This is a genomic window from Nocardiopsis sp. CA-288880 (genome assembly GCF_050955985.1).
GTDB classification, from domain to species: Bacteria; Actinomycetota; Actinomycetes; order Streptosporangiales; family Streptosporangiaceae; genus Nocardiopsis; species Nocardiopsis tropica.
The window spans coordinates 4,147,077-4,168,200 of the sequence record NZ_CP192105.1 but is presented as its reverse complement, the minus strand read 5'-3'; the positions used below and the strand labels follow the sequence as shown (position 1 = coordinate 4,168,200).

Here is a 21,124-nt window from a genome sequence, read left to right as displayed (position 1 = left end):
CCTGTTCTTCGCTCATGTGGAACATGCGGTCCTCAGCGCGGCGCACGAACGGCCGCGCTGTTCCGGTCACGTGAACCGCAGGACCGCCTTGGTGATCCGACCCGAGCCCGCGTCGTCGAACGCGGTGTTGATGTCGGTGAAGTCGTAGAAGGACAGCAGCCGGTCGATCGGGAACCGGCCCGCCCGGTAGAGTTCGGCGAGTTCGTCGACCAGCAGCGGCGACACGGCGTCGCCCTGGATGATGCCTTGCAGCGACTGGCCCGCCGCGAGGCGGCCCGCGTCGACCACCGCGCCCCCGCCCTCGTGGAAGGCCACGAAGCCGAACCGCCCCATGGGCGCCAGCGCGCCGACACCCGCGTCGAGGTTCTCCGCCCGGCCGCTCGTGTCCAGGACGTACTCCATGCCGCGCTCCTGGACCGCGCGGAGCTCGGCTGCCAGGTCCCCGACCAGCCCGGGGTCGACGGTGTGGGTCGCTCCCAGTTCGCGCGCGAGTGCGAGCCGGTCGGCGTCGACGTCGACGGCCACGATGACGGCCGCACCCGCGACGCGCGCCGCCATGACCGCCGCCAGGCCCACGGCGCCCACGCCGAACACGGCGAGGGACGCGCCCACCGGAACGGCGAGGGCCTTGAGCACGGCCCCGGCGCCCGTCTGCAGACCGCAGCCGAGCGGGGCCATGACCTCGAGGGGCAGGTCGGCGGGCACCTTGATGGTGTTGCGCTGGTGGGTGAGGGCGTAGGTGGAGAAGGAGGACTGCCCGAAGAAGTGTCCGCGGGGTTCGGGACCGGTCCCGGGGCCGCCGACGGCGTGCAGCCCGTTCGACCCGTCCAGGCGGGCACCCGCGAAGTTCGCCGCCCAGACGTCGTCGCAGTAGGCCGCGTGCCCGGAGACGCACGGCTTGCACCGACCGCACGAGTGGTAGGACAGCACGACGTGATCACCGGGTGCGACGGAGGTGACGGCGCTTCCCGTGCGTTCGACGACCCCCGCGCCCTCGTGCCCCAGCACCACCGGCAGCGGTGTCGCCATCCGCTGGGCCCGCACGTGGGCGTCGGTCGCGCATATCCCGGTCGCGACCATCCGGACCAGGACCTCGTCGGACCGGGGTTCCTCGACCTCGACGTCGCGGAACTCGAACGGCCCGTCCTGCTTCTCGATCACGGCGGCCAGCGCGGATGTGGTCGTACGGCGTTGCCCTCTCACAAGGCCCCGCCGACGCCGAAGCGACCGAGGACAGCATTCATCGACGACTCCTGGAATCGGTGTGGTGCGGGCCGAAAGACCCTCGAGCGGGACTGAACCTACGGCAGCCGTCCGGGTCCGCGAATCGGTCGCCGTATCGGTCACGGCCTGCGCGCCGCGGGGCACGCCTGTGCGGTCCGGTCGACCGGAACACCCGTCGAACGCGTTCCCACCGTGGTGTCGTCCGCACGCGCACGCGCACGGGCCCCGGCCTGCTCTTTCGGACCGGGGCCCGCCACGTGCTCGGGGCCGCGCCTTCAGCCTTGGGGCCGGTGCTCCGAGCGATGGGGACGCTGTCCCCCAGCCCGCTGTGAACGCCGCGACCGTCGGCCCGCCCGGAACCGCGAGCGGTCACGTGGGCCGGCGCGTCGGACCGGTCACGGCCGCAGGTGCTGCCGGAGGCCGGTTCGCGCGGCCTGTTCCACGCGGGCGATCAGTCGGCTGTTGTGGACGGCGTGCGCGAACCCCGGGGTGTCGTACGTCCCGTTCCCGATGTCGCGGGCCAGAGCGGCATACACCTCTCCCACGTTGACGGAGGCGCCCGTCCAGACCTCCGCGGCGGCCGGTCCGGTGCCGGTGGCGACGGGGGCGTCGGGCGCCGTGAACTCCGCACTCGAGGTCAGCGCGAGGTCGCCGACCTGAACACCCGCGGGATGGTCGCCGGTCAGCGCCAGCCAGCCGTCCGTTCCGCGGACCTCCAGGCTGAAGCGGGCGTCCGCCGCGGGTACGCCCGCCAGGACCTGTACCCCCACCGGCGCACCCGAGGCGGTCTTGACGACGGCGTCGAGGTGGTCCGGTGTCTGCCGAACCGACATCTCGCCGGTGTCGGTCAGCCGTACCCGCGGCCACAGGAGTTCGGTGCGCGCGTCGATCTCGGTGACGCGCCCGAGGACCGCCTCGACCACGTCGAGCACGTGGCCCACCGCGACGGTCAGGAAGCCGGCCCCCGCCGCCGCCTTGTCGAAGTACGCGTAGGCGCTCACCGACTCCGGGCCGTTGCCGAACGTCGTCGCGGCGACCCGTGCCGAGAGCAGTCGCCCCAGCCGTCCCTCCGCCACGATCTGCCCGGCGCGGCGCACCGAGGGGTTGTGCCGCCCCTGCAGGCCGATCGCCGTGTGCAGCCGGCCCGCCGCCGCGGCCATCTCCTCGGTCTGCGCGACGGTCGCGCCCAGCGGGGACTCCGAGTACACGGCCTTGCCCGCCGCGAGTGCCGCCAGCACGAGTTCGCGGTGGGCCGGAACCTTGACGGCCACGGTGACGAGATCGACGGAGGGGTCGCCGATCAGTTCGAACGGGTCGGCGAACCAGCGTTCGGCGCCGAACACCTCGGCAGCGCGGCGCGCACTCTCCTCGCGCCGGGTCGCCACGGCCGCCAACCTGAACTCCGGCTGCGCCGCCAGGGCGGGGATGTGCGACGCCCCCGCCCAACTCGCCTCGGTGTCGGCGCCGATGACGCCGACACGGATCGGGCTGCTTGACATGATGTGCGGTTCCGTTCTCGAGTCGCGGCCGGCGTACGGCTGGTCCGTAGGTCCGGTCCGCTGCAGGGACGTGGAAGTGGTGGAGCCGTCCCGGGAGGCGTCGCGCCGCCGCCCGGGAGCCGACCGGTGCGGTCGGCGGGGGGGGCGGGGCGGTACTCGCCCCGCCGCCTTCTCAGCGGTCGACGGCGGCCATGTCGGCGGCGGCGTGGCGCTCGCCGGAGGCCGGTGCCAGTTCGTTCAACCGGGTGATCTGGGCGCCGGTGAGCCGCAGGCCGTCGGCGGCGGTGTTCTCCTCAAGACGGTCGGCGCGCCTGGTGCCCGGAATGGGAGCGATGCCTTCGCCCTGCGCGAGCAGCCACGCCAGGGCGACCTGCGCCGGCGTGGCCCCGACCTGCGCGGCGACCTCGCCGACCTCGTCGACGATGCGCAGGTTGCGCGCGAGGTTGCCACCGGTGAACCGGGGGTTGGTACGCCGCCAGTCGGTGGCGTCCAGGCCGTCCAGCGAGCGGATGCCACCGGTGAGGAAGCCGTGCCCGAGAGGCGAATAGGGGACCAGGCCGATGCCCAGTTCCCGCAGAGCGGGCAGCACGCCGGCCTCGACGTCGCGGGTCCACAGCGAGTACTCCGTCTGGACGGCGGTCAGGGGGTGGACCGCGTGGGCCCGGCGGATCGTCGCCGGGGCCGCCTCCGACAGGCCGATGTGGCGCACCTTGCCCGCGGCCACCAGTTCGCCCAGCGCGCCCACCGTGTCCTCGATCGGGGTGCCGGGGTCGACGCGGTGCTGGTAGTACAGGTCGATGCGGTCGGTTCCGAGACGCCGCAGGGAGCCCTCCACCGCCGCGCGGATGTTGGCGGGGGTGCTGTCGGGGCCCGGTCGGCCGGTGTGGGAGACGAGGCCGAACTTGGTGGCGATGACGACCTGGTCGCGGCGGCCGCTGATCGCGCGGCCCAGGAGTTCCTCGTTGACGTAGGGCCCGTAGACCTCGGCGGTGTCCAGATGGGTGGCGCCGAGGTCCACGGCGCGCTGGACGGTGCGGATCGACGCGGCGTCGTCACGGCCTGCTCCGGTGTAGAACGCGGACATTCCCATGACGCCGAGGCCGATGCGCGAGACCTGTAGTCCGCCGAGCGATGTGGTCCGCATGAGGTGGTCCTTCCTGGAGGGGGTCGCCGACCCGCGGTGGCGCACCTGTGCCGGTGCGCCCCGGACCGTTCGAACTTGACGCATCAAGTTCTACGTGACTCAACTTGATCCGTCAACAACGGTGGTTAGGATGGGGCCATGGCGAGAAACACGGCGGGTGGGCACGGGCCGGACCGGGAGGCCTCCCCGGGGCCGAGGGCCGAGGAGGCGGAGCCCGGCGAGGATCTCCACGCGGGACGGCCCCCCGCTTCGGCTGCCCGAACGCGGTGGCTGGAGCCCGACGAGTTGGCGGCGTGGCTGGCCAACTCCGCGCTCATGATCAGCCTGCCGGCCGCCCTGGACGCGCGGATGCAGCGCGAGGCCCGGATGACCTTCTTCGAGTACATGGTGCTCTCGGTGCTCTCCGAGCAGCCGGCGCACACCCTGCGCATGAGCGAGCTGGCCGCGCGCACGTCGGCGTCGCTGTCGCGGTTGTCGCATGTGGCGGGACGGCTGGAGAAGCGCGGACTGCTCACACGGGCCCGGGTCCCGGGGGCCGGTCGGCGCACCGACGCGATACTGACCGAGGCCGGCTACGAGGCGGTGGTGGCAGCGGCGCCGGGGCACGTCGCGGCGGTCCGCGAGTATCTGATCGACGGCCTGGGGCCGCAGGAGCTCGCGGCGCTGCGCCGGATCGGCACCGCGGTCGAGGCCGCCATCAAACACGGGCGGTCCGAGAGCGGCTCAGCGGCACCGGCTCCCGAGGAGGGAGCGACATCCCGGGCGGACGGTCCCGTGCCGCCGCACGGGTGACCCCGCCACCCGGTCCCGGGCGGACGGGGGCGCGGGCTCATCGGTCGAGATCCGTCACTCCCGGTCGTTCTCGACGCTCCACTCGATGAGCGGGTGCAGGACGCGCATCAGCCCGGCGCCGCGTTCGGTGGGCCGGTACAGGATCTGCACCGGGGTGGTCGGCACGACCGTCCGGTCGATCAGCCCGTGGGCCTGCAGTTCCCGAAGGCGCTGGGACAGCAGCTGGTTCGAGATGCCGGGAACGTACGCGCGGTACTCGACGAACCTGCGGGCGCCCCGCACGGACGCCAGCAGCACCGAGGCGGTCCACTTCCTGCCCACGATCTCGACCGAGCGCTGGAAGCTGCGGCACACCTCGTCGTCGATGTACGCGAAGTCGTCGGCCGTACCACTGTGGGCGGAAGGAGCCGCGGACGTGTCGGTCGGTCGGGATCGGGCCATGTGGGCAGGGTACCGGAGAGGGTCATCTTTGCTGATCGAGTCATGTCTGTTTTGTTGCTGAAGGGAGCCGTGGGGCAGTCTTGGGCCATGAACACGCATCCCCTCTGCCGGGAGTCGCCGTGAACAGGGGACACCCGCCGGGACGCGAGCCGTACCCGCCCACCGGTGCCGCTCGCGAGCCCCTCACCGCCGAACGAGCGCCATGAACCCTCCGCCTTCCGACACGCACACCGCCGAAGCCGGGGTTCTCCCGGCAACGGCGGAGCCGATCGGCCGCCAGGAGGAGACCGCGGCCCTCGACGGCCTTCTCGCGGGGGCCCGCGACGGCAGGGGCGGCGCCCTCGCGCTGTGGGGCGAACCGGGTATCGGCAAGTCCACCCTGCTGCGCTACGCCCACGACCGGGCCGCGGACTTCGTCCGGCTCAGCCACCGGGCCACCCGGTCGGAGTCGGACCTGCCCTTCGCCGGGTTGCACGGGCTGCTGCGACCGGTGGCCGCGCGGACGGGGTCGCTGCCGACGGACAGGGGCGCGGCATTGCGTACCGCACTCGAAGCGGGTACGGCGTCGGCGAACCCTCTCCCGGTGGGGGCGGCCGTGCTGTCGCTGCTCTGCGCGATCGCCGAAGAGCGGCCCGTCCTCGTCTTGCTGGACGACGCGCAGTGGCTCGACGGAGCCAGTGCGCGGTGCCTGGGAATCCTCGCCCGGCGTGTGGCGGCACATTCCGTGGTGGTGCTGGTGGCCGACCACGGAGACCCGGCCGCCCGGCCGTGGGAGGGCATCCCCGACGTGCGGGTCGAGGGCCTGGCCGAGGAGAGCGCCCGGCGTCTTCACGCGACCGTGGCCCCGCGCGCCGACGAGGCCGTGGTGCGGGCGGCGGTCGAGGAAGCGGGGGGCAACCCCCTGGCGCTGCTGGAGTCGGTCGGGTCCGACTGGGTCCCCGACGAGGTCGAACCCCTCCCCGGCCGGCCGAGGCCGCCCATCGGACCGCGGCTGTCTCGCGCCTTCCGTGCCGCGATCGAGGCCCTGAGCCCCCCGGCGCGGTTGCTCACCGTACTCGTGGCGGCCGAGGAGCACGGTGACCTGCTCCTGGTGCGGCGGGCCGGCCGCGCCTCCGGCATCGACGACACCGCCTGGGACGAGGCGGCGGACGCGGGCCTGCTGCGCGTGAGGGGCGACCGGGTGGGGTTTCGCCACCCCGTCGTGCGCAGAGCCGTCTACGAGTGCTGCGGTGCCGCGTCGAGGCGGCGGGCGCACCAGGCCCTGGCCGCCGCGCTGCCGGACGAGGCGGAGGAGCACGCCTGGCACCTCGCCTCCGCGGCACACGACCACGACGAGGACGTCGCCGGACTGCTCGAACGGACCGCGGCCCGCTCCCGGCTCCGCGGTGCCATGGAGGCGGAGGCACGGGCGCTGCGGCGGGCCGCCGAACTCTCCCCGGCGCCGATCGACGCCTCCCGGAGGCTCGCCGGAGCCGCACGGGCCGCCTGGGACGCCGGGTGGGCGACCACCGCGGAGCGCCTGCTCGACGACGCGGAGCGGTTGGCCCCGGGGACCCACATCGCCCGCTGCAGCCTGGGCCTGCGGGGTGTCATCGAGTCGTCCCGCGGCGCCCCCGAACTGGCCCACCACTACCTGACCACCGACATGGAGCTGGTCGAGGACCCGGGTACGGCGCTGGAGCTGGGCACCACGGCCATGCGCGCCGGCTGGGCGGCCGGACGCAGCGATCTGGCGGCCGGGGCTCTGGAGTCGCTGCTGGAACTCGACGTCGAGGAGCGGGCCGGGCTGCCCGTCCTCCTGGCCTGGTGGAGCGACGACCCGGCCGCCGACACCGCGCCGGCCGACGCGACCGGTTTCGCCGACGCCCTCTCCCGGGCGCGGAGGACGCCGCTGCGGTTGCTTCCGCCTGCTCCTCTCGCTGTGGTCTGGGGCATCGACACGGCGACGGGGGACGCGTTGCGCCGCCGAGCGCCGCACCTGCGGCGGCGTTTCGAACCGGCCCGGCTCGCCGACGTCCTGGCCCATACCGCGACGCTGGACGGCTTCGCCGGCCGCTGGGCGGAGTCGGATTCCGCGGCCGAGGAAGGGTTGCGGCTTGCGGAGGACGTGGGCGCCGACCAGATCGCCGCCCACTGCCGCAACTGCCTGGGCTGGCTCGCCGCCGTGCGCGGTGACGAGCACCGGGCCGCCGAGGCCGCCGACCGCGTGTTACGGACCGCGCTCCCCCGGGGAAGCCGTGCGGTGAGCGCGGCGTCCTACTGGATCAAGGGCATGACGAGTCTGTTCCAGGAGCGTCCAGAGGAAGCGCTGGACACCCTGCTGCGCCTGGCCGACCCCGGACACGGCGCGATGCACCCGACCTTCGCGCTGCTGGCCGCGCTCGACACCGCCGAGGCCGCTGTGCACGTGGGACGTCTCGACGTCGCCGAGGAACGGGTGCGGCGGCTGCACGCCTGGGCACGGCGCACCGGAGCGCCGTGGGCGTGCTCCTCCGCGCACGCCGCCGAGGCGCTGTTGGGCGGACCCCGTGCCGAGGACGCCTTCCACGCCGCGCTCGACGTGCCTGGCACACGATCGCAACCTCTCCTGCGCGCCCGCGTCCAGCTGTTCTACGGCGAGTGGTTGCGGCGGGGGCGCCGGCGGACCGACGCGCGTGTCCACCTAGGGAGCGCCTTGGAGGTGTTCGACCGCCTGGGGGCCGAGCCGCTGAGCCGGCGCGCGCGGCGTGAACGGGACCTCACCGGCCCCCCGGGCGGCCGGGGGAGCCCCGACGCCGGAGAGGACGTCCGACTCACAGCCCAGGAGCACAGGATCGCCCGGCTGGCCGCTCAGCGGATGACGAACCGCGAGATCGCCGCGAAGCTGCGGATCAGTCACCGCACCGTGGGCCACCACCTCGGCAACGTGTTCGCCAAGCTGGGCATCACCACGCGGTCCGAGCTGGGACGCACCCACGGCGACCCGGAGCCGGGTTGAGCCGCGCCGGTGTGCGGGGCGTCGCGGCCGGGCGGTGTGGCGCCTGCTGCCAGGGGGAGCGACCGCATCGCGAACATCTGACAAGCACCGCGGACGGGGCACCATGCCTCACCCGCTATCACGCACCAGCTCGTCAGGCTTCGTCGTGTCCGGGGCCGGTCGGCCCCGGACACGACGCCGCTGCGAGGGGCGCCGAAGCCGTTCGCGGGCCGGGCGGGGCCGGGGCGGTGGTCGCCGGGGGTGCGGGCCGTCTCCGGTAGCTCGGGGGGACCTACCGGAGACGGCGCCGGGGGGCACCTTCTCGAACGGGGCGCGAAGGTCTCCACTCCTCGCTCCCCGGTGTCCAGTCGAGTCGCCCTCCCAGGTTTCAGAATCCCGATAACCTGGTTTGCGCGTGACCGGAACTGAGAAACTTGTTCTGATCAGCGCATGGCGTTTTGTACCCGCCGAGCCTCGTTTAAAAGCCTACGAACGAGTAGATCTCACCTGTGAACGTTCCTGAACGTTTCTGAACTCCTGAGAACGCGATTCCGACGTGTGGGCACATCAGACTCATTGGTTCATATTAGGCGCCCAATCGGGCATAACCTGTTCTCCCCCATGCCGCTTCCTCCTCGACTTGAGGTACTTTTCCCCACATCGACACCTCACGGACATTCACCTCTCGAACGCGACGTCTCCGGGGTATCTGTCGCGATTTCCTTCCGATGAGCGGGTGTGTTCCGGTCCAGTCGAAGAGGAAAATCCTTCACGAAAGGGTTGTTGAGCCCATGATTCGCTTCATCTTTCACAGGGGCACCACATCCACAGGCACGGTGTACGCCTGCGGCCGGACCGGGGGCACAGCCCCCGTCGCGCACGGGGCGGAGGCCGGCCGATGAACCAGCGGCGCCAGCCCGAGAGCGGCCCCCAGCAGTCCCTGTTCCGCTACCGCCCCGAATACGGCTACGAAGTCGTCCCCGACGCCCTGCCCCGCCGGATCCGCGTGGACGCCGAGGGAATGCTGTGGGGCGAGGTGCCCGTGGTCCCGGTGGTCTCCGTGACGCCCCCGGAGGAGCCCCGCCCCCGGACCGGCCGCAGCGTGGAGGTGCTCGTCGTCGGCGAGCGCTCCTCCCACGGCTCCGCGGCCGGGGCGCGCCGCCGGCCGCAGGCCGTGCCGGACCTCCCGGGCCACGACCTCAAGCCCGACCCGCTCCTGGCCGCGACCCCCGCCGAGTTCATCGAGACCATGCGCCGCTACCGGCGGTGGGCGGGGGAGCCCTCGTTCCGGGAGATGAACCGCCGGGTGGAGTTCTGCTCGGCCGCGGCCTTCTGCGCGACGCTGCGCGGCGACCAGCTCCCCAAGTACTCCGTGCTCAACGCGTTCGTGGTCGCGTGCGGAGGGTCGGAGGAGGACTTCCAGCGGTGGGTGACGGCATGGCGGCGCCTGGACCAGAACGGCGAGGAGCGCCCCACCATGATCCTGCTCCCGCCGAAGGACTGACGGTGCGGGGGGACGGGGCCCGGCGGCCCCACCGGAGAAGGCCGGGGTCTCGCGCGCGAGGAGAGGCAGAGGGACAGGTGTCCGGCAACCGGGACGGGACGCGGGGCCGGAGCGCCCGGAGAAGGGCGGGGTGCTGCTCCGCCGAGAACGGCCCGTCCGCCGAGGAGGCCCGGCGGAACACGAGGATGCTCCTGCTCACGGCCTTGGGAGTGGTGATCGCGGCCGCGGCGCTGGCGGTCGGCGTGGGCCAGTGGTACACGTCCGCCCGGTCGGCGCCCGGGAGCGACCCCGACCGCTCGACCCTTCAGGTGAACGTCACCGTGCACGAGTGACCGCACGCCGTTCCGGGCCGAGCGGCCGGAGCGCCCGCGACCGGCGTGGTGTCCCCTGTGTCCTGCCAGGAAACCCGGGGCACCCCGCCGGGACCCCCACCGGCTCGTGGATACCCACGACGGGTGGGCGGTGAACGGCAAGGCGCGATCCTGTCGGGGATCCGCCGATCGGGTCGGCCGCAAGCGGGAACGCCTGTCCACGCGTTCGCGCAACGGTGCCCGTGCCATCACCGGCCGAGCTGTTCGGCCAATCCGACGATGATCCCCGCGGGGCCGCGGACGTAGCAGAGCCTGTAGCTGTCCCCGTACCGGGCCAGCCCGCCGACGAGTTCGGCGCCGTGAGTGCGCAGGCGGGCGACGACGTCCTCGATGTCGTCGACGGCGAACATGACGCGATGCATGCCCAGCGTGTTGTGCGGCGGGTTGTGCGGCCCGGCGCCGATCGGCGCGGGGGAGTGGTATCTCGCCAGCTCAAGACGTCCGTGTCCGTCTGGGGTGCGCATCATCGCGATGTCGCAGCGGACGCCGTCGAGTCCGACGGTGAGGTCCGCCCACGGGCCCTCGATCTGCGCTCTGCCCTCCGTCTCCATGCCGAGTTCGGTGAAGAAGGCGATGGCGGCCTCCAGGTCGTCGACGACGATGCCGACGTTGTCCATCCGCTGAATCGTCATGGTTCTCCTTCGTCGCGTGGCCAGGCGTGTCCAGGTGTACCCGGGACGGAGCCGGCGCCGCGTTTCCGACACTCGCGAACGGGCTGAGTTCCCCGGGGCCTGCCCCGACCCTCACCGCCCCCGGGGTGCCTGCCTGGGACGCGAGGTGATCCAGGGCGAACCCGAGCAGGAACAGCGGGACCGCGATGACGCGTACCGCTCGCTCGAAGCGGGGCCGCTCCGACAGGGCCCGAAGCCGGCCACCACGGACGGCCCGTGGAGCAGCAACAACCCGAGCAGCACCACACCGAGCAGTCCGACGATGAAGTAGGGGCCTTCGCGCTCGGCACGAAGGGCGCGCCCCCAGGTCATCAGCCGGGCCGGGCCGATGACGTCCAGCAGGGTGGTGGTACCGGCGAGGAACGCGGGCAGCTTCCCGAGTCTGCCCGACCACAGCACGGGCGCGCCGTGCAGGGTGTGGTCGGTGAGTTGCAGGCCGGACCACCACAGGGCCCAGGCGTCGAGGAGGAAGAGATGCATGCCTCGATGAGACCCCGGCCTGAGCACGACACGGGGGTCTCCCACCAGATCCTGTAGTGGTTCCACTGGCTCCGGGGGAGTCGAGGCGGGGTGTCGTCGCCTTGGCGGCCAGCCGGGCGGGTGTGCTCCGCCGCCCGGGCCTCCTTCACCTCACCTCCTACAGGTGAACCCAATTGACGTTGGGACAACCCCGGTTGACGGCATTGGGCACGAGAGAGCCCCCGGGCAACGGCGAGTTGCGCGGGGACTGTCGTGATCTCGACGTCTAGCAGTCGACGAGGCCGTCGAACCTGCCGGGATACCCCCAGCTCCAGCTGACGGAGCGACCAGAGCGAATCGTGGTGCAGGGGATATCGGTCATATAGGCGAGCACGACCTTGACGCGCACGCTGGAGCTGCAGGTATTGGTCACGGTCAGCTCGTCCGTGATCCCATCGTCGTCGAGGTCGGTCTCAACGCAGTCGGGGACCGCCACAGCGGCCTGCGGAGCTGTCTCAGCGGCGGCGGGAGTGGACCAGGCCAGAAGCCCGGCCGCCACCAGCGCACTGGCGGCGATTGCTGAAGTTGTCTTCCCAAGCACGGCAAAAACTCCTTGTGTCAAAGGTAAATGGGGCAAGGACAGCATGCGCGCCATGGTCGGGGCAGCCAAGACCTCATCGGCGTCCGGGTGTGGCCATGTCCAGTCATGGCCACCCTGCGCGGAAGAGGGTTGGAGGGGCTATTCGTCGTCGGTCAGCTCTGCCTGCTCGTGTAGAGCGCGAAACCGTCGAGTGGAGGGCTCTGTGGTCTCAGTCGTCCTTGGCCGGGGGCTGCTCGGTGCGCTCGGGCTCCGACGGCCCGCACCCTCACCGCCCCGTGAGGGCCTGGGCCGCGAGACGGTTGCCGTGTCGTCCGCGACGTCGCTCCAGCACGGGTGGGTCACAGGGAGGCGCGGGCGATGGTGCCCGCGGCGAGCGTGGCCAGCATCTCCTGCAGAGCGGTCACGAAGTCCAGCTCGAACGCGGTGAGTGACGGGTCGTCCCGGTAGGCGGCGAGCATCGCCTCGGAGGGGCGGGAGTGCGTCCACACGGCGCCGATGGCCATGATCATGGCCGCGGTCAGCTGCGGCGCGCTGCTGCCCAGCTCGGGAAGGTGCCGGTGGGCCAACGCCGCGATGTCGGCGACGTTGGCCACGGCCGCGCGCTTGTAGCGGGCGGCCACCTCGGCGGAGACGTTGTGCTCCAGTACGCCCGCCTGCGCGCTCAGCAGGTCGCACAGGACCCGGCGCTCGGCGAGGGAGCGGGCCACGACGGTGGCGAACTGCTCCGTGCGCCGGTCCACGGACGCCGCCTGGTCGATGCCGGCGTCGAGGAGGGCGGGCAGGTCGGCGATCCACTGCTGCCAGGCACGGTCGAGCAGCTCCAGCAGGATCGCCTCACGCGATTCGAAGTAGCGCAGCACGTTGGACTTCGCCAGCCCGACACGGCGGCTCAGTTCGTTGAGGCTGACGGCGCTGGCGGGCATCTCCTCGAGCATGGTCGCGGTGGTGTCGAGGATGGCCTGGCGCCGTATCTCGCGCTGCTCCTCACTGCGCGCACGCTGGAAGTTCGTCATACCCCAAGGATACAGACTGCCGGTCTTTTGACATCAGACCACCGGTCCCTTAATTTGGGGACGCGCCACAGAAGACCTCCTGGCCGGGTATCCGGTCGCCATTCGGGCTGCTCCATGCGCCACCGTGAGTAGCTTCCTGCTTACGCAAGGGGCTGCCGCGGCCCCCTGAAAGCGAGAACACCATGAGCCCCGCCGCAAGCACCGAAGCGAACATCGCGGTCGTCAGACGCTTCGTCGACGAAGTCGTCAACGGAGGCGACCTCGACGCGATCGACGAGCTTTGGACCGACGACATGATCTGGCGCGGCGGCAGCCTGGGCGAGCACCACGGCATCGACGCCTACAAGGACTTCATGGCGGCCAACGCCGTCGGCGCCTTCACCGGCATGCGCCTGGACGTCATCCAGGTCGTCGCGCAGGGCGACACCGTCGTGCTGCTGTTCACCAACAGCGGCATCCACACCGGCGCGTTCATGGGCGCCGCTCCCACCGGCAGGCACGCCCAGTGGCTGGGCACCGGCGTGTACCGCATCAAGAACCACAAGATCGCCGAAGCCACCTTCGCCGAGGACATCCTCGGACTGTTTCTCCAGCTCGGCATCACGACCCTTCCGAGCGCCGGATGACCCGCGCGCAGCACACGACGAACAGGCGGAGAGACACAGAGATGAACCACTGGACGCCCGACAGCATCCCTGACCAGAGCGGCCGCACGGCGCTGATCACCGGCGGGAACAGCGGGATCGGGCTCGAGACCGCCCGTGTCCTGGCCCGGCACGGGGCCCGCGTCATCCTGGCCGGACGCAGCCGGGCCAAGCTGGACCAGGCGGCGGAGGCTGTGCGCGCCGCAGCCCCCGGGGCCCGGACCGACACCCTCGTGCTCGACCTGTCCGACCTCTCCTCCGTCCGCGACGCCGCCACCCGCATCGCCGAGACCGAGACGGTCGACCTGCTCTTCAACAACGCCGGCGTGATGAACCTGCCCGAGCGTCAGCTCACACGCGACGGTTTCGAGATGACGGTCGGCACCAACCACCTGGGCCACTTCGCCTTCGACGCCCAGGTCTGGCCCGCCGTGCGCCGCTCGTCCGCGCCGCGCGTGGTCACCGTCAGCGCCATCGCGGCGCGGTGGCAGGCGGGCAGGCTCGACGACCTGATGAGCGAGAAGGGCTACCGCGCCATGGGCGCCTACGCCAAGTCCAAGCGCGCCAACGTCGTCTACACCCTCGAACTCGCGCGCCGCACGGCAGGCAGTCCCGTCGAGGCGCTCGTCGTCCACCCGGGGTCGGCGATGACCGGTCTGCAGCAGCACGGCAACGACGCTCTGAGCCGCATGGTCACCCCGATCGCCGCGCGCCTGCTCATGGGCTCGGCCGAGGGGGCGGCCTGGCCCTCCCTGTACGCGGCGACCAGCACGCGCGTCAGCACCGGAGAATTCATCGGCCCCGCCGGACGCGACCAGACCTCCGGCACCCCCAAGCCCGCCAAGCTCCCCACGGGCGCCGACGACCCCGCGGAGGGCAGGCGGCTGTGGGCGGCGAGCGAACAGCTCACCGGCGTCCCCTTCGACCCCGGGACCGAAACAGCCCCCTAGACCCCCCACGGTCGGCACGTGGGAAGCACGCACCCTCGACCGACACCCCACCCACGCAAGGAGTTGGACATGAACACCGGACTGATCCTCGGCGGAGGCGGCTTGGTCGGCATCGCCTGGGAGACCGGTGTGCTCGCCGCCCTGCGCGAGCACGCGGGATTCACCCCCTCGGCCTGCTCGGTCGCCGTCGGCACATCGGCCGGAGCCTACGTCGCGACGATGGCCATGGGCGGAGTCGACCTGGTCGAGCGCGCCCGCGCCGAACAAAGCGGCGCCCTGCTCACGCCACTGGCGCCGCTCCCCGAACCGACCCCCGGCGCCACCACTGACACCGGTGGCGGCACCAGCGCGGTTCCACCGGACATCATGCGCTTGATGCTCGCCCCCGAAGGGCCGAGCATCGAGCGAGCACGCGCCATCGGTCGTCTCGCCATGGCCGCCACACGCGACCTGGGCCAAGACGCGGCCGTGCACATGTTCCGGTCCCTGCTGCCGCTCTCCAGCTGGCCGGAGGGCGACCTGCGCATCACCAGCGTGCGCTGTGAAACCGGCGAGACCGTGTCGTGGACACGAAACGACGGCATTGACCTGGCCTCAGCCGTCGCTTCGTCCTGCGCCGTACCCGGATTCTTCCCACCGGTCCGGTTCGAGGGCGCCCGTTACTGCGACGCCCCCCGCCTCCCCGGCGCCGCCGCGCTGGCCGAGGAGAAGAACCTCGACGCCATCGTCTTCATCGGTCCTCGAGCGGGAGCACTCGCCAACGTGGCCGAGGACGCAGAACTCGACGAGCTCGAACGACGGGGTCTGCACATCGTGAGGATCACCGACGGCCCGGACTTCACCGAAGTCGCCGGAGAACTCCTCGACCAACGACTGCGCCCCCGCGCCGCCCGGATCGGCCTGGAGGACGGCCGCAGGGCCGCCCAGCAGGTCGCGGCGCTGCTGTGAGGGCCGACCCACTCGGCTGTCGGAGCAGGGGGTCGTCGTGGAGCGCGGTGCGATCATCCAGTCCCTGGCGGGCCGGCACCGGGCCGCGGTCGGGTCGGACGACGAACTGCACCGCGATCCAGTACGCCGACCACAGGGCGCCCAGTGCCAGCACGGTCTCCACGGCCCTGGGAACCAACCCCATCGTGTGCTCCGTGCCCCAGGGGTCCACCCCCGCGTAGAGGGCTCCGCCCACCGCCAGGGGAGCGCACGCCGCCATCACGACCGTGATCAGCTCCCCGGTGACCGTGGCCGCCTGGCTGGGCCGGCCCCCTGCGACCTCATCCGTAGCCGGCTGGGCAAGCACTCGGGTGGTGGTCTTGTCGTGGAGCCCCGGGCCCGGACGAGGACCGGGGACACGGGTCCGTGGAGTCGGAAGGGAGCGGCCGCAGGCGGCTACCCCTGCTGTGCCGGGGTCTGGCCGGTGTCGACGGATCCCGGGTGGCGGCTCCCGAGCAGCATGGCGATGAGGGCGGCGCCGAGCGCGAGCAGCACGGCGGCGGCGACGAGCGCGAACGAGAAGCCCTCCGTCGCGGCGAGCGACGGGCCGACCGCGCCGGTGAGGGCGTCGCTGCGGTGCACGGCCAGGGCGACCAGCACCGCCAGGCCCACAGCACCGCCCACCTGTTGGACGGAGCTGAAGAGAGCCGCGCCCAGGCCGGCGTTCTCCTCGGTGGTGCCGGTCACCGCGGCGACGGCCAGGGCGGGCAGGCTCAGGCCGCACCCGAGGCTCGTGACGAGCAGGCCGGGAAGCACACCGGACGCGTAACCGTCATCCGGCGCCACGCCGGACAACAGAAGCAGACCGGCCGCGCTGATCAGGAACGACACGATCAGGGTGCGGCGCATCCCGAACCTGAGCACCGCGCGGGAGGAGAGCCGCAGGCCCACGAGGATTCCGGCGCCGTAGGGCAGGTAGGCGACACCCGCCTTGAGCGGGCCGTAGCCGAGAACGGTCTGCAGGTGGACCATCAGCAGGAAGGCCATCGCGTAGAAAGCGGCGGAGAACAGCAGGGCCGTGCCGTTGGCCACGGCACGGGGCCGGAAGGCCAGGAACGACAACGGCACCAGCGGCTCGGCCGTACGCGACTCGACCACGAGGAACGCCGCCGCCAAGGCGGCGGCGAGGAGCAGCGGTCCCACGAAGGCCGTGCCGCCCCAGCCCGCCTCCCCGGCCCGGAGGAAACCGTAGACCAGGGACACGACGGCGCCGGTGCCCAGTACCGCACCCGGTACGTCCAGGCGTGCTCGGCGGGCGGCCCGGCTCTCGGGGACCACGCGGGGGAGCAGCACCAGGGCCAGAGCGGCCACGGGCAGGTTGATCAGGAAGATCCAGCGCCAGGAGGTGAGGTCGGTCAGCACACCGGAGACGACCAGCCCCATCGTGCCGCCCAGACCCGCGATGCCTCCCCAGATGCCCAGTGCCCTGGCGCGCTCCTCGGTGCTGGGGAACAGGAGTGTGATCAGGGACAGCGCCGCCGGGCCGGCCATGGCCGCGCCCGCCCCCTGGGCGAACCGTCCGGCCACGAGCTGCCATGGCTCCTGGGCCAGTCCGCAGGCGAGGCTCGCCGCACCGAACAGCGCCACGCCGCAGAGGAAGACGCGCCGTCGGCCCAGCAGGTCGGCCGCACGGCCGAACAGCAGCAGCAGCCCGCCGAAGGCGAGGAAGTACGCGTTGGCCACCCAGGCCAGACCCGCGGCGCCGAAGCCGAGCTCCTGCCGGATGCTGGGGAGGGCGACGCTCACCACCGTGTCGTCCAGGACGAGCATGAACTGCACGAAGCACAGCAGGAACAGCGCCAGCCGACGGCGGCCGGCGATCGCGGTGAGGGGTGAAGCTGAGGTCATGACGCACGCCCCTGCGGCGTGGTCGGCGGTTTCGTCCTGGAGGAGCGCCGTCGGCGCGGAGGATTGATCGGCATGCGACGAAGCTACGCACGGGCCGAGTCGGCCACAATCCGCTATGGGGCCACATCGTGTCGAGTTGAGGCCATACCCTGGAGCGCATGAGCGAAGACGACCTGGGAGCCGTTCCACCCGGGGTGGGGACGATCGTCGTCGGGAGCTTCCCCCTGTCGTCGGGGCAGTGGATACCACCGCACAGCCACACGAAGCACCAGTTGGCCTGGTCCCGACACGGTGTGCTCGGCGTCGCCGTCGGGGAGACCCACTGGGTCCTGCCGCCCACGCGGGCGCTGTGGGTGCCCGCGGGGGTCGTCCACCGGACCGGTGCGACCCGCGACGCGGTGCTGCGCTGTCTCTACCTCGAACCGGACCAGTGCGGTCTGGACTGGACGGAGCCCACACCGGTAGGCGTCAACGGACTGCTGGCCCACCTGATCGAACACCTCAGTCGGCAGGACCTCGCCGACGACGTACGGTTGCGGGCCGAGGCGGTCGTGCTGGACCTTCTGCACCCCCTGCCGACGATGCCCATCGACGTGCCCCGCCCCGTCGACGGACGTGTGCGCGCCGTGGCCGACGCGCTGCTCGCCGATCCCGCGGACCGGCGGAGCCTCGAAGCCCACGCACGGGCCGTCGGAGTGAGCCGGCGCACCCTGACACGGCTGTTCGTCGACGACACGGGCATGAGCTTCGACCGCTGGCGCACCCATGTGCGGCTGCGAGCCGCCCTGCCGCTCCTGGCCGAAGGCCAATCCGTGGCCCGGGTCGCACACGCCACGGGGTACGCGACACCGAGCGCGTTCCTGGCGGCGTTCCGCCGAACCGTCGGCACCTCGCCGAGGCGCTACCTCGACGGCGACGCCGTCTTCGAGGCGTCCGACACGAGCCTCTAGTGCTGGTCGGGGCCGGTCTTCCGCCGACCGGTCGGCGGACGGGACGAGGCCGTCGCCCGCTGCGCAGCGCGGCGAGGAGGGGACCGGAGCGGCGCCGGGCCGTGCGCCGAACAGTCAGATGCACCGGCCACCATGGCAGCGGCAGCGGCGGCCCCGTCGCACTCCGGCGCCCGACCGTCCACAGCACCGAGCCCCCTGACGGAACTGGGTTCCCCGTGCTCGACCGCCTCACCCCGGCACGATTCGTCGCCCTCTACGAGCTGGACGCCGTACCCGGGATCCTCGACCTCCGCGACATCCCTCCCGACCGGTGGCCTCCGGACGCGCTGCGCGAGGCCGGATGGAGTGCGGAGCCGGGCGCCTGCCGGTGCGTCCACGTCCGGGCGCCCGGCCAGGGCGGGGCCAGGGCGGCGGTGCCGGGAACGGTGGAGGTCGTGGTTCCCCGTGGGGACGCTGCGACACAGGTGGGATCGGCCTGCCCGACCTCGGAGTGAGCGACGGCGGGTGGGCGGCGGGCGTCGACCCCGGGGCGCGGTGTCCGACGGCACCGACGGGGCGGCCCGCCCGTCGGATGACCTGACCGGAGGGCGCGAAGCGCCGTCAGTCCAGCTGCTCCTCGATCTTCGCCAGCTGCAGGGCCGGCCACCTCGCGACCATGTCCAGCTTCTCCTGTTCGCCCACCTGGCCGCTTCCGTCCCAGACGATGGACTCGACGACCACCGTCCCGGTCCGGACGGCCATGACCGTGACGCCCGGGACCTCGAACACCACGCCCGCGTCACCCAGATCGGACGGGCGCTCCTCGAAGTCCGGGAGTTCGCCGGAGGTACGGCGCTGGTCTGCCGCCAGCCCGTTCCACGCGGCCTCCGCAGCCTCCTCGTCGTCGTAGGCCAGGACGGTGGACAGGACGCGGAAGAACACGTTCTCCGACTGTTCGAGCACGACCATGCCCGCACCGCGCACCTGCCGGCACGCCCAGCCGTCGCCTTCCTCCCGCCACGTCCGGCACTGCTCGTCCAGGTCGGCTTCGGCCAGTACGGAACGCCCCTCGTCGTTGTCGGGCGACACCGACAGGGTGCCGGTGAGCCCGTCGTAGGGGATGAACCCCGGCAGGTCCCGCTCGGTCGGGAGTACCGTGTCGAGGTCCGTGGCGTCGAGCGTGGGGGCGGGCCACAGCAGATAAGCGCCGAGGCCGACCAGTGCGGACACGGCGGTCACCACACCGATCAGCGCGCGGCGGCGCGTCGTTCGAGCCATGCCGGTCGTGAACACCTTCCGGACCGGGGCCGGGCGCGGTCACGCTACAGCCGCGCCCGGACCGGTGGGGGGGCGAAGGCCGCATTCGGCCATGAAAAGTCCTGTGCCACGCCCCGTCTGCCGTGCCGGCCCAACGCCGCACTCCCTCGGCCGGACGCGGTGGAGGCGGCCGGCGGCGTCGGCGACCACGGCCGGGGCGACGGGACCGCGCAGGGGGAGAACAGGTGGTCGTCCGCCCCGAAGACGCGCTCGACGTCTTCTTCCACACTCCCGGGAGTCGAGGGCAGGGGCTACGGGTGGAGGGGAAGCGACGCGGAGCGCACGGTCCCGCTCCGGTTGTTCCTCACGATCCGGCTCCGGGCGGCGGAGGAAACGACGCAGCCTTCGACCGCCGCTGAGCTGGGGGCAGGCATGCGGGCAGAGCGGTGTCAGCCGTGGTGCCTGTCAGCCCCGACCGGGGGTTCGGCGCCGGGCGCGAAGCCGTGCCGGGCCAGCACCGAGTTCCGGTCGAGGCGGACCACGAACTGCGACACGACCCAGTACGCCGACCACAGGGCACCCAGCAGCAGCATCGTCTCCACGGCCTTGGGAACCAACCCCATCGTGTGTTCCATGCTCCACGGGTCCAGCCCCGCGTAGAGGGCACCGCCGACCGCCAGGGGAGCGCACGCCGTCATCACGGCCACGAGTGAGACCAGGCCCCAGCCGAAGCGGCGCACCGCGAACCAGCGCCCGGCCGCATCGTCGCGGACCCACATCCGGTACTGGTAGGGGAGCCGGGAGCCGAAGAGGCGGTAACCGGCCCACGCCCACAGCGGCGGCCTCTCCCGCAGGCGTGTGCGCACCCCCGCTAGGACCAGCCCCCGCAGCTCGGCGCGGTCCACCGTGGTCGCACTGGAGGTGCGCAGCTCCAGTGCGGTGGCCACGATCTCCTCGCCGCGGCTCTCCCGGTAGTGGCGCGGGTACCAGCGCAGTGCCCGGCGCAGCCGCTGTTCGTAGGCGTCCATCGGTCAGGCTCCTCCTGGCTGGGGGCCGGGGTTGAGCAGGCGGTGGGCGAGCTCGGCGAGGCGGGCCATGCGCTCGGTCTCGGCGGCCAGGACCGCGTGCCCCTGGCGCCGGATCCCGTTCCGTTGCCCTCAACCCCCAAACCGCCACCGGTCAACCACTGAAGAGCCGATTAAGGCGGGCGTCGAGGACCGTCATGGCCCGGTCCCTGGTCATGTGGCCGAGGAGGGCTTGCACCCTCAGCCCGTCCGTCAGGGCGAAGACCTCAGTGGCTGCCCACTCCGGGTCGGTACCGGCGGAGACCGTCCCCTCGTTGATCCCCAGGCCCACCATCCGCTCCAGAAGCGCCTGGATGTCCGCGTAGCCTTGGAGTAGGAATGCTGCCAGGGAGGGCTCGACCACAGCCCTCGCCGTAAAGGCGACGTTGACCCGCTGCGCCTCCTCAGAGCGGGGCCCGTCTTCGATCAGGCCGCCCAGAACCGTGCGGACGACGACTCGTGGGGAGGGCGGTTCCGGCGCCTGTTCCAGGAGCTCGAGCGTTCTGGCGACCTCGCGATAGCCCACGTACTCCAGCGCGAACAGCAGCATCTCATCCTTGGTCCGGAAGTAGTGCTGTACCCGGCCCATCGAGATTCCGGCCTCGGCGGCCACGTCGCGCAGACTGACGGCATCCAGCCCCCGTGCAGAGACGAGTGAGCAGACGGCGTCCGCGATCTGGACGCGTCGCTGCTGGTGGTCCACCTGTTTGGGCATCGACTCCCTCACTTCTCATCCGAAGCACAGCATTGCACCACACCCCGCACCAAAG

At 72.2% G+C, this 21,124-nt stretch carries 22 protein-coding genes; 10 read left to right on the top strand and 12 right to left on the bottom strand.

The annotated features are described in order from the left end of the window. Positions 1-66: 66 nt before the first annotated feature. From ACQPYD_RS18415 to ACQPYD_RS18405, 3 genes are all read right to left on the bottom strand, one after another. Positions 67-1,161 carry an NAD(P)-dependent alcohol dehydrogenase gene (locus ACQPYD_RS18415; protein ID WP_433696833.1) on the bottom strand — a complete coding sequence of 365 codons (1,095 nt, stop codon included), beginning with the start codon at positions 1,159-1,161 and terminating at the stop codon, positions 67-69. Between the two features lie 458 nt (positions 1,162-1,619). Next, positions 1,620-2,723 (bottom strand): Gfo/Idh/MocA family protein, encoded by a 1,104-nt coding sequence (locus tag ACQPYD_RS18410; RefSeq protein WP_433696832.1) that lies wholly within the window; start codon positions 2,721-2,723, stop codon positions 1,620-1,622. Between the two features lie 172 nt (positions 2,724-2,895). Continuing rightward, positions 2,896-3,867 carry an aldo/keto reductase gene (locus ACQPYD_RS18405; RefSeq protein WP_433696831.1) on the bottom strand — a complete coding sequence of 324 codons (972 nt, stop codon included), beginning with the start codon at positions 3,865-3,867 and terminating at the stop codon, positions 2,896-2,898. A gap of 138 nt (positions 3,868-4,005) precedes the next feature. On the opposite strand from ACQPYD_RS18405, the gene ACQPYD_RS18400 reads away from it, so the two are divergent. After that, on the top strand, positions 4,006-4,659 hold the full coding sequence (locus ACQPYD_RS18400; RefSeq protein WP_433696830.1) for a MarR family winged helix-turn-helix transcriptional regulator: 654 nt from the start codon (positions 4,006-4,008) through the stop codon (positions 4,657-4,659). 54 nt (positions 4,660-4,713) lie between these two features. On the opposite strand, the gene ACQPYD_RS18395 is transcribed toward ACQPYD_RS18400, so the two are convergent. Continuing rightward, entirely contained in the window at positions 4,714-5,100 is a 387-nt protein-coding gene (locus ACQPYD_RS18395) for a winged helix-turn-helix transcriptional regulator (RefSeq protein ID WP_433696829.1), read from the bottom strand. A gap of 202 nt (positions 5,101-5,302) precedes the next feature. On the opposite strand from ACQPYD_RS18395, the gene ACQPYD_RS18390 reads away from it, so the two are divergent. The 3 genes from ACQPYD_RS18390 to ACQPYD_RS18380 all read left to right on the top strand — a co-directional run bounded on the left by ACQPYD_RS18390 (position 5,303) and on the right by ACQPYD_RS18380 (position 9,892). Further along, entirely contained in the window at positions 5,303-8,077 is a 2,775-nt protein-coding gene (locus ACQPYD_RS18390) for an AAA family ATPase (protein ID WP_433696828.1), read from the top strand. 877 nt (positions 8,078-8,954) lie between these two features. Beyond that, positions 8,955-9,560 (top strand): hypothetical protein, encoded by a 606-nt coding sequence (locus tag ACQPYD_RS18385; protein ID WP_433696827.1) that lies wholly within the window; start codon positions 8,955-8,957, stop codon positions 9,558-9,560. 185 nt (positions 9,561-9,745) lie between these two features. Next, positions 9,746-9,892, top strand: coding sequence for a hypothetical protein (locus ACQPYD_RS18380; protein ID WP_433696826.1), 147 nt, complete (start codon positions 9,746-9,748; stop codon positions 9,890-9,892). 227 nt (positions 9,893-10,119) lie between these two features. On the opposite strand, the gene ACQPYD_RS18375 is transcribed toward ACQPYD_RS18380, so the two are convergent. From ACQPYD_RS18375 to ACQPYD_RS18360, 4 genes are all read right to left on the bottom strand, one after another. Beyond that, positions 10,120-10,548 carry a VOC family protein gene (locus ACQPYD_RS18375; protein ID WP_433702086.1) on the bottom strand — a complete coding sequence of 143 codons (429 nt, stop codon included), beginning with the start codon at positions 10,546-10,548 and terminating at the stop codon, positions 10,120-10,122. 126 nt (positions 10,549-10,674) lie between these two features. After that, a complete protein-coding gene (locus tag ACQPYD_RS18370; RefSeq protein ID WP_433696825.1) occupies positions 10,675-11,082 on the bottom strand; it encodes a hypothetical protein in 408 nt (135 codons plus the stop codon). A gap of 265 nt (positions 11,083-11,347) precedes the next feature. After that, positions 11,348-11,707 (bottom strand): hypothetical protein, encoded by a 360-nt coding sequence (locus tag ACQPYD_RS18365; RefSeq protein ID WP_433696824.1) that lies wholly within the window; start codon positions 11,705-11,707, stop codon positions 11,348-11,350. A 293-nt stretch (positions 11,708-12,000) separates the two neighbouring features. Beyond that, positions 12,001-12,675, bottom strand: coding sequence for a TetR family transcriptional regulator (locus ACQPYD_RS18360; RefSeq protein WP_433696823.1), 675 nt, complete (start codon positions 12,673-12,675; stop codon positions 12,001-12,003). Between the two features lie 182 nt (positions 12,676-12,857). Here ACQPYD_RS18360 and ACQPYD_RS18355 point away from each other — a divergent pair, with 182 nt between their 5' ends. From ACQPYD_RS18355 to ACQPYD_RS18340, 4 genes are all read left to right on the top strand, one after another. After that, entirely contained in the window at positions 12,858-13,301 is a 444-nt protein-coding gene (locus ACQPYD_RS18355; protein WP_433696822.1) for an ester cyclase, read from the top strand. A gap of 41 nt (positions 13,302-13,342) precedes the next feature. Then, complete coding sequence (locus ACQPYD_RS18350; RefSeq protein ID WP_433696821.1) at positions 13,343-14,269, top strand: oxidoreductase; 927 nt, start codon at positions 13,343-13,345, stop codon at positions 14,267-14,269. A gap of 69 nt (positions 14,270-14,338) precedes the next feature. Further along, on the top strand, positions 14,339-15,217 hold the full coding sequence (locus tag ACQPYD_RS18345; RefSeq protein ID WP_433696820.1) for a patatin-like phospholipase family protein: 879 nt from the start codon (positions 14,339-14,341) through the stop codon (positions 15,215-15,217). A gap of 47 nt (positions 15,218-15,264) precedes the next feature. Further along, entirely contained in the window at positions 15,265-15,438 is a 174-nt protein-coding gene (locus tag ACQPYD_RS18340; RefSeq protein WP_433696819.1) for a hypothetical protein, read from the top strand. 214 nt (positions 15,439-15,652) lie between these two features. Here the strand turns inward: ACQPYD_RS18340 and ACQPYD_RS18335 are convergent, their stop codons facing one another. Then, entirely contained in the window at positions 15,653-17,104 is a 1,452-nt protein-coding gene (locus ACQPYD_RS18335; RefSeq protein WP_433696818.1) for an MFS transporter, read from the bottom strand. 158 nt (positions 17,105-17,262) lie between these two features. Between ACQPYD_RS18335 and ACQPYD_RS18330 the strand changes: the two genes are divergently transcribed. Together ACQPYD_RS18330 and ACQPYD_RS18325 are read left to right on the top strand one after the other, a co-directional pair. Beyond that, positions 17,263-18,054, top strand: a complete 792-nt coding sequence (locus tag ACQPYD_RS18330) for an AraC family transcriptional regulator (protein ID WP_433696817.1) — start codon at positions 17,263-17,265, stop codon at positions 18,052-18,054. Positions 18,055-18,269: 215 nt separating this feature from the next. Continuing rightward, positions 18,270-18,548: a hypothetical protein gene (locus ACQPYD_RS18325; RefSeq protein ID WP_433696816.1), complete on the top strand. Its 279-nt coding sequence runs from the start codon at positions 18,270-18,272 to the stop codon at positions 18,546-18,548. A 106-nt stretch (positions 18,549-18,654) separates the two neighbouring features. Here the strand turns inward: ACQPYD_RS18325 and ACQPYD_RS18320 are convergent, their stop codons facing one another. The 3 genes from ACQPYD_RS18320 to ACQPYD_RS18310 form a co-directional block, all read right to left on the bottom strand. Then, positions 18,655-19,311: a hypothetical protein gene (locus ACQPYD_RS18320; protein ID WP_433696815.1), complete on the bottom strand. Its 657-nt coding sequence runs from the start codon at positions 19,309-19,311 to the stop codon at positions 18,655-18,657. A 428-nt stretch (positions 19,312-19,739) separates the two neighbouring features. Further along, complete coding sequence (locus tag ACQPYD_RS18315; protein ID WP_433696814.1) at positions 19,740-20,318, bottom strand: hypothetical protein; 579 nt, start codon at positions 20,316-20,318, stop codon at positions 19,740-19,742. Positions 20,319-20,469: 151 nt separating this feature from the next. Beyond that, the gene (locus ACQPYD_RS18310) at positions 20,470-21,069 is read right to left on the bottom strand and encodes a TetR/AcrR family transcriptional regulator (RefSeq protein ID WP_433696813.1); all 600 of its coding nucleotides are present in this window, start codon (positions 21,067-21,069) and stop codon (positions 20,470-20,472) included. Between the last annotated feature and the right edge of the window lie 55 nt (positions 21,070-21,124).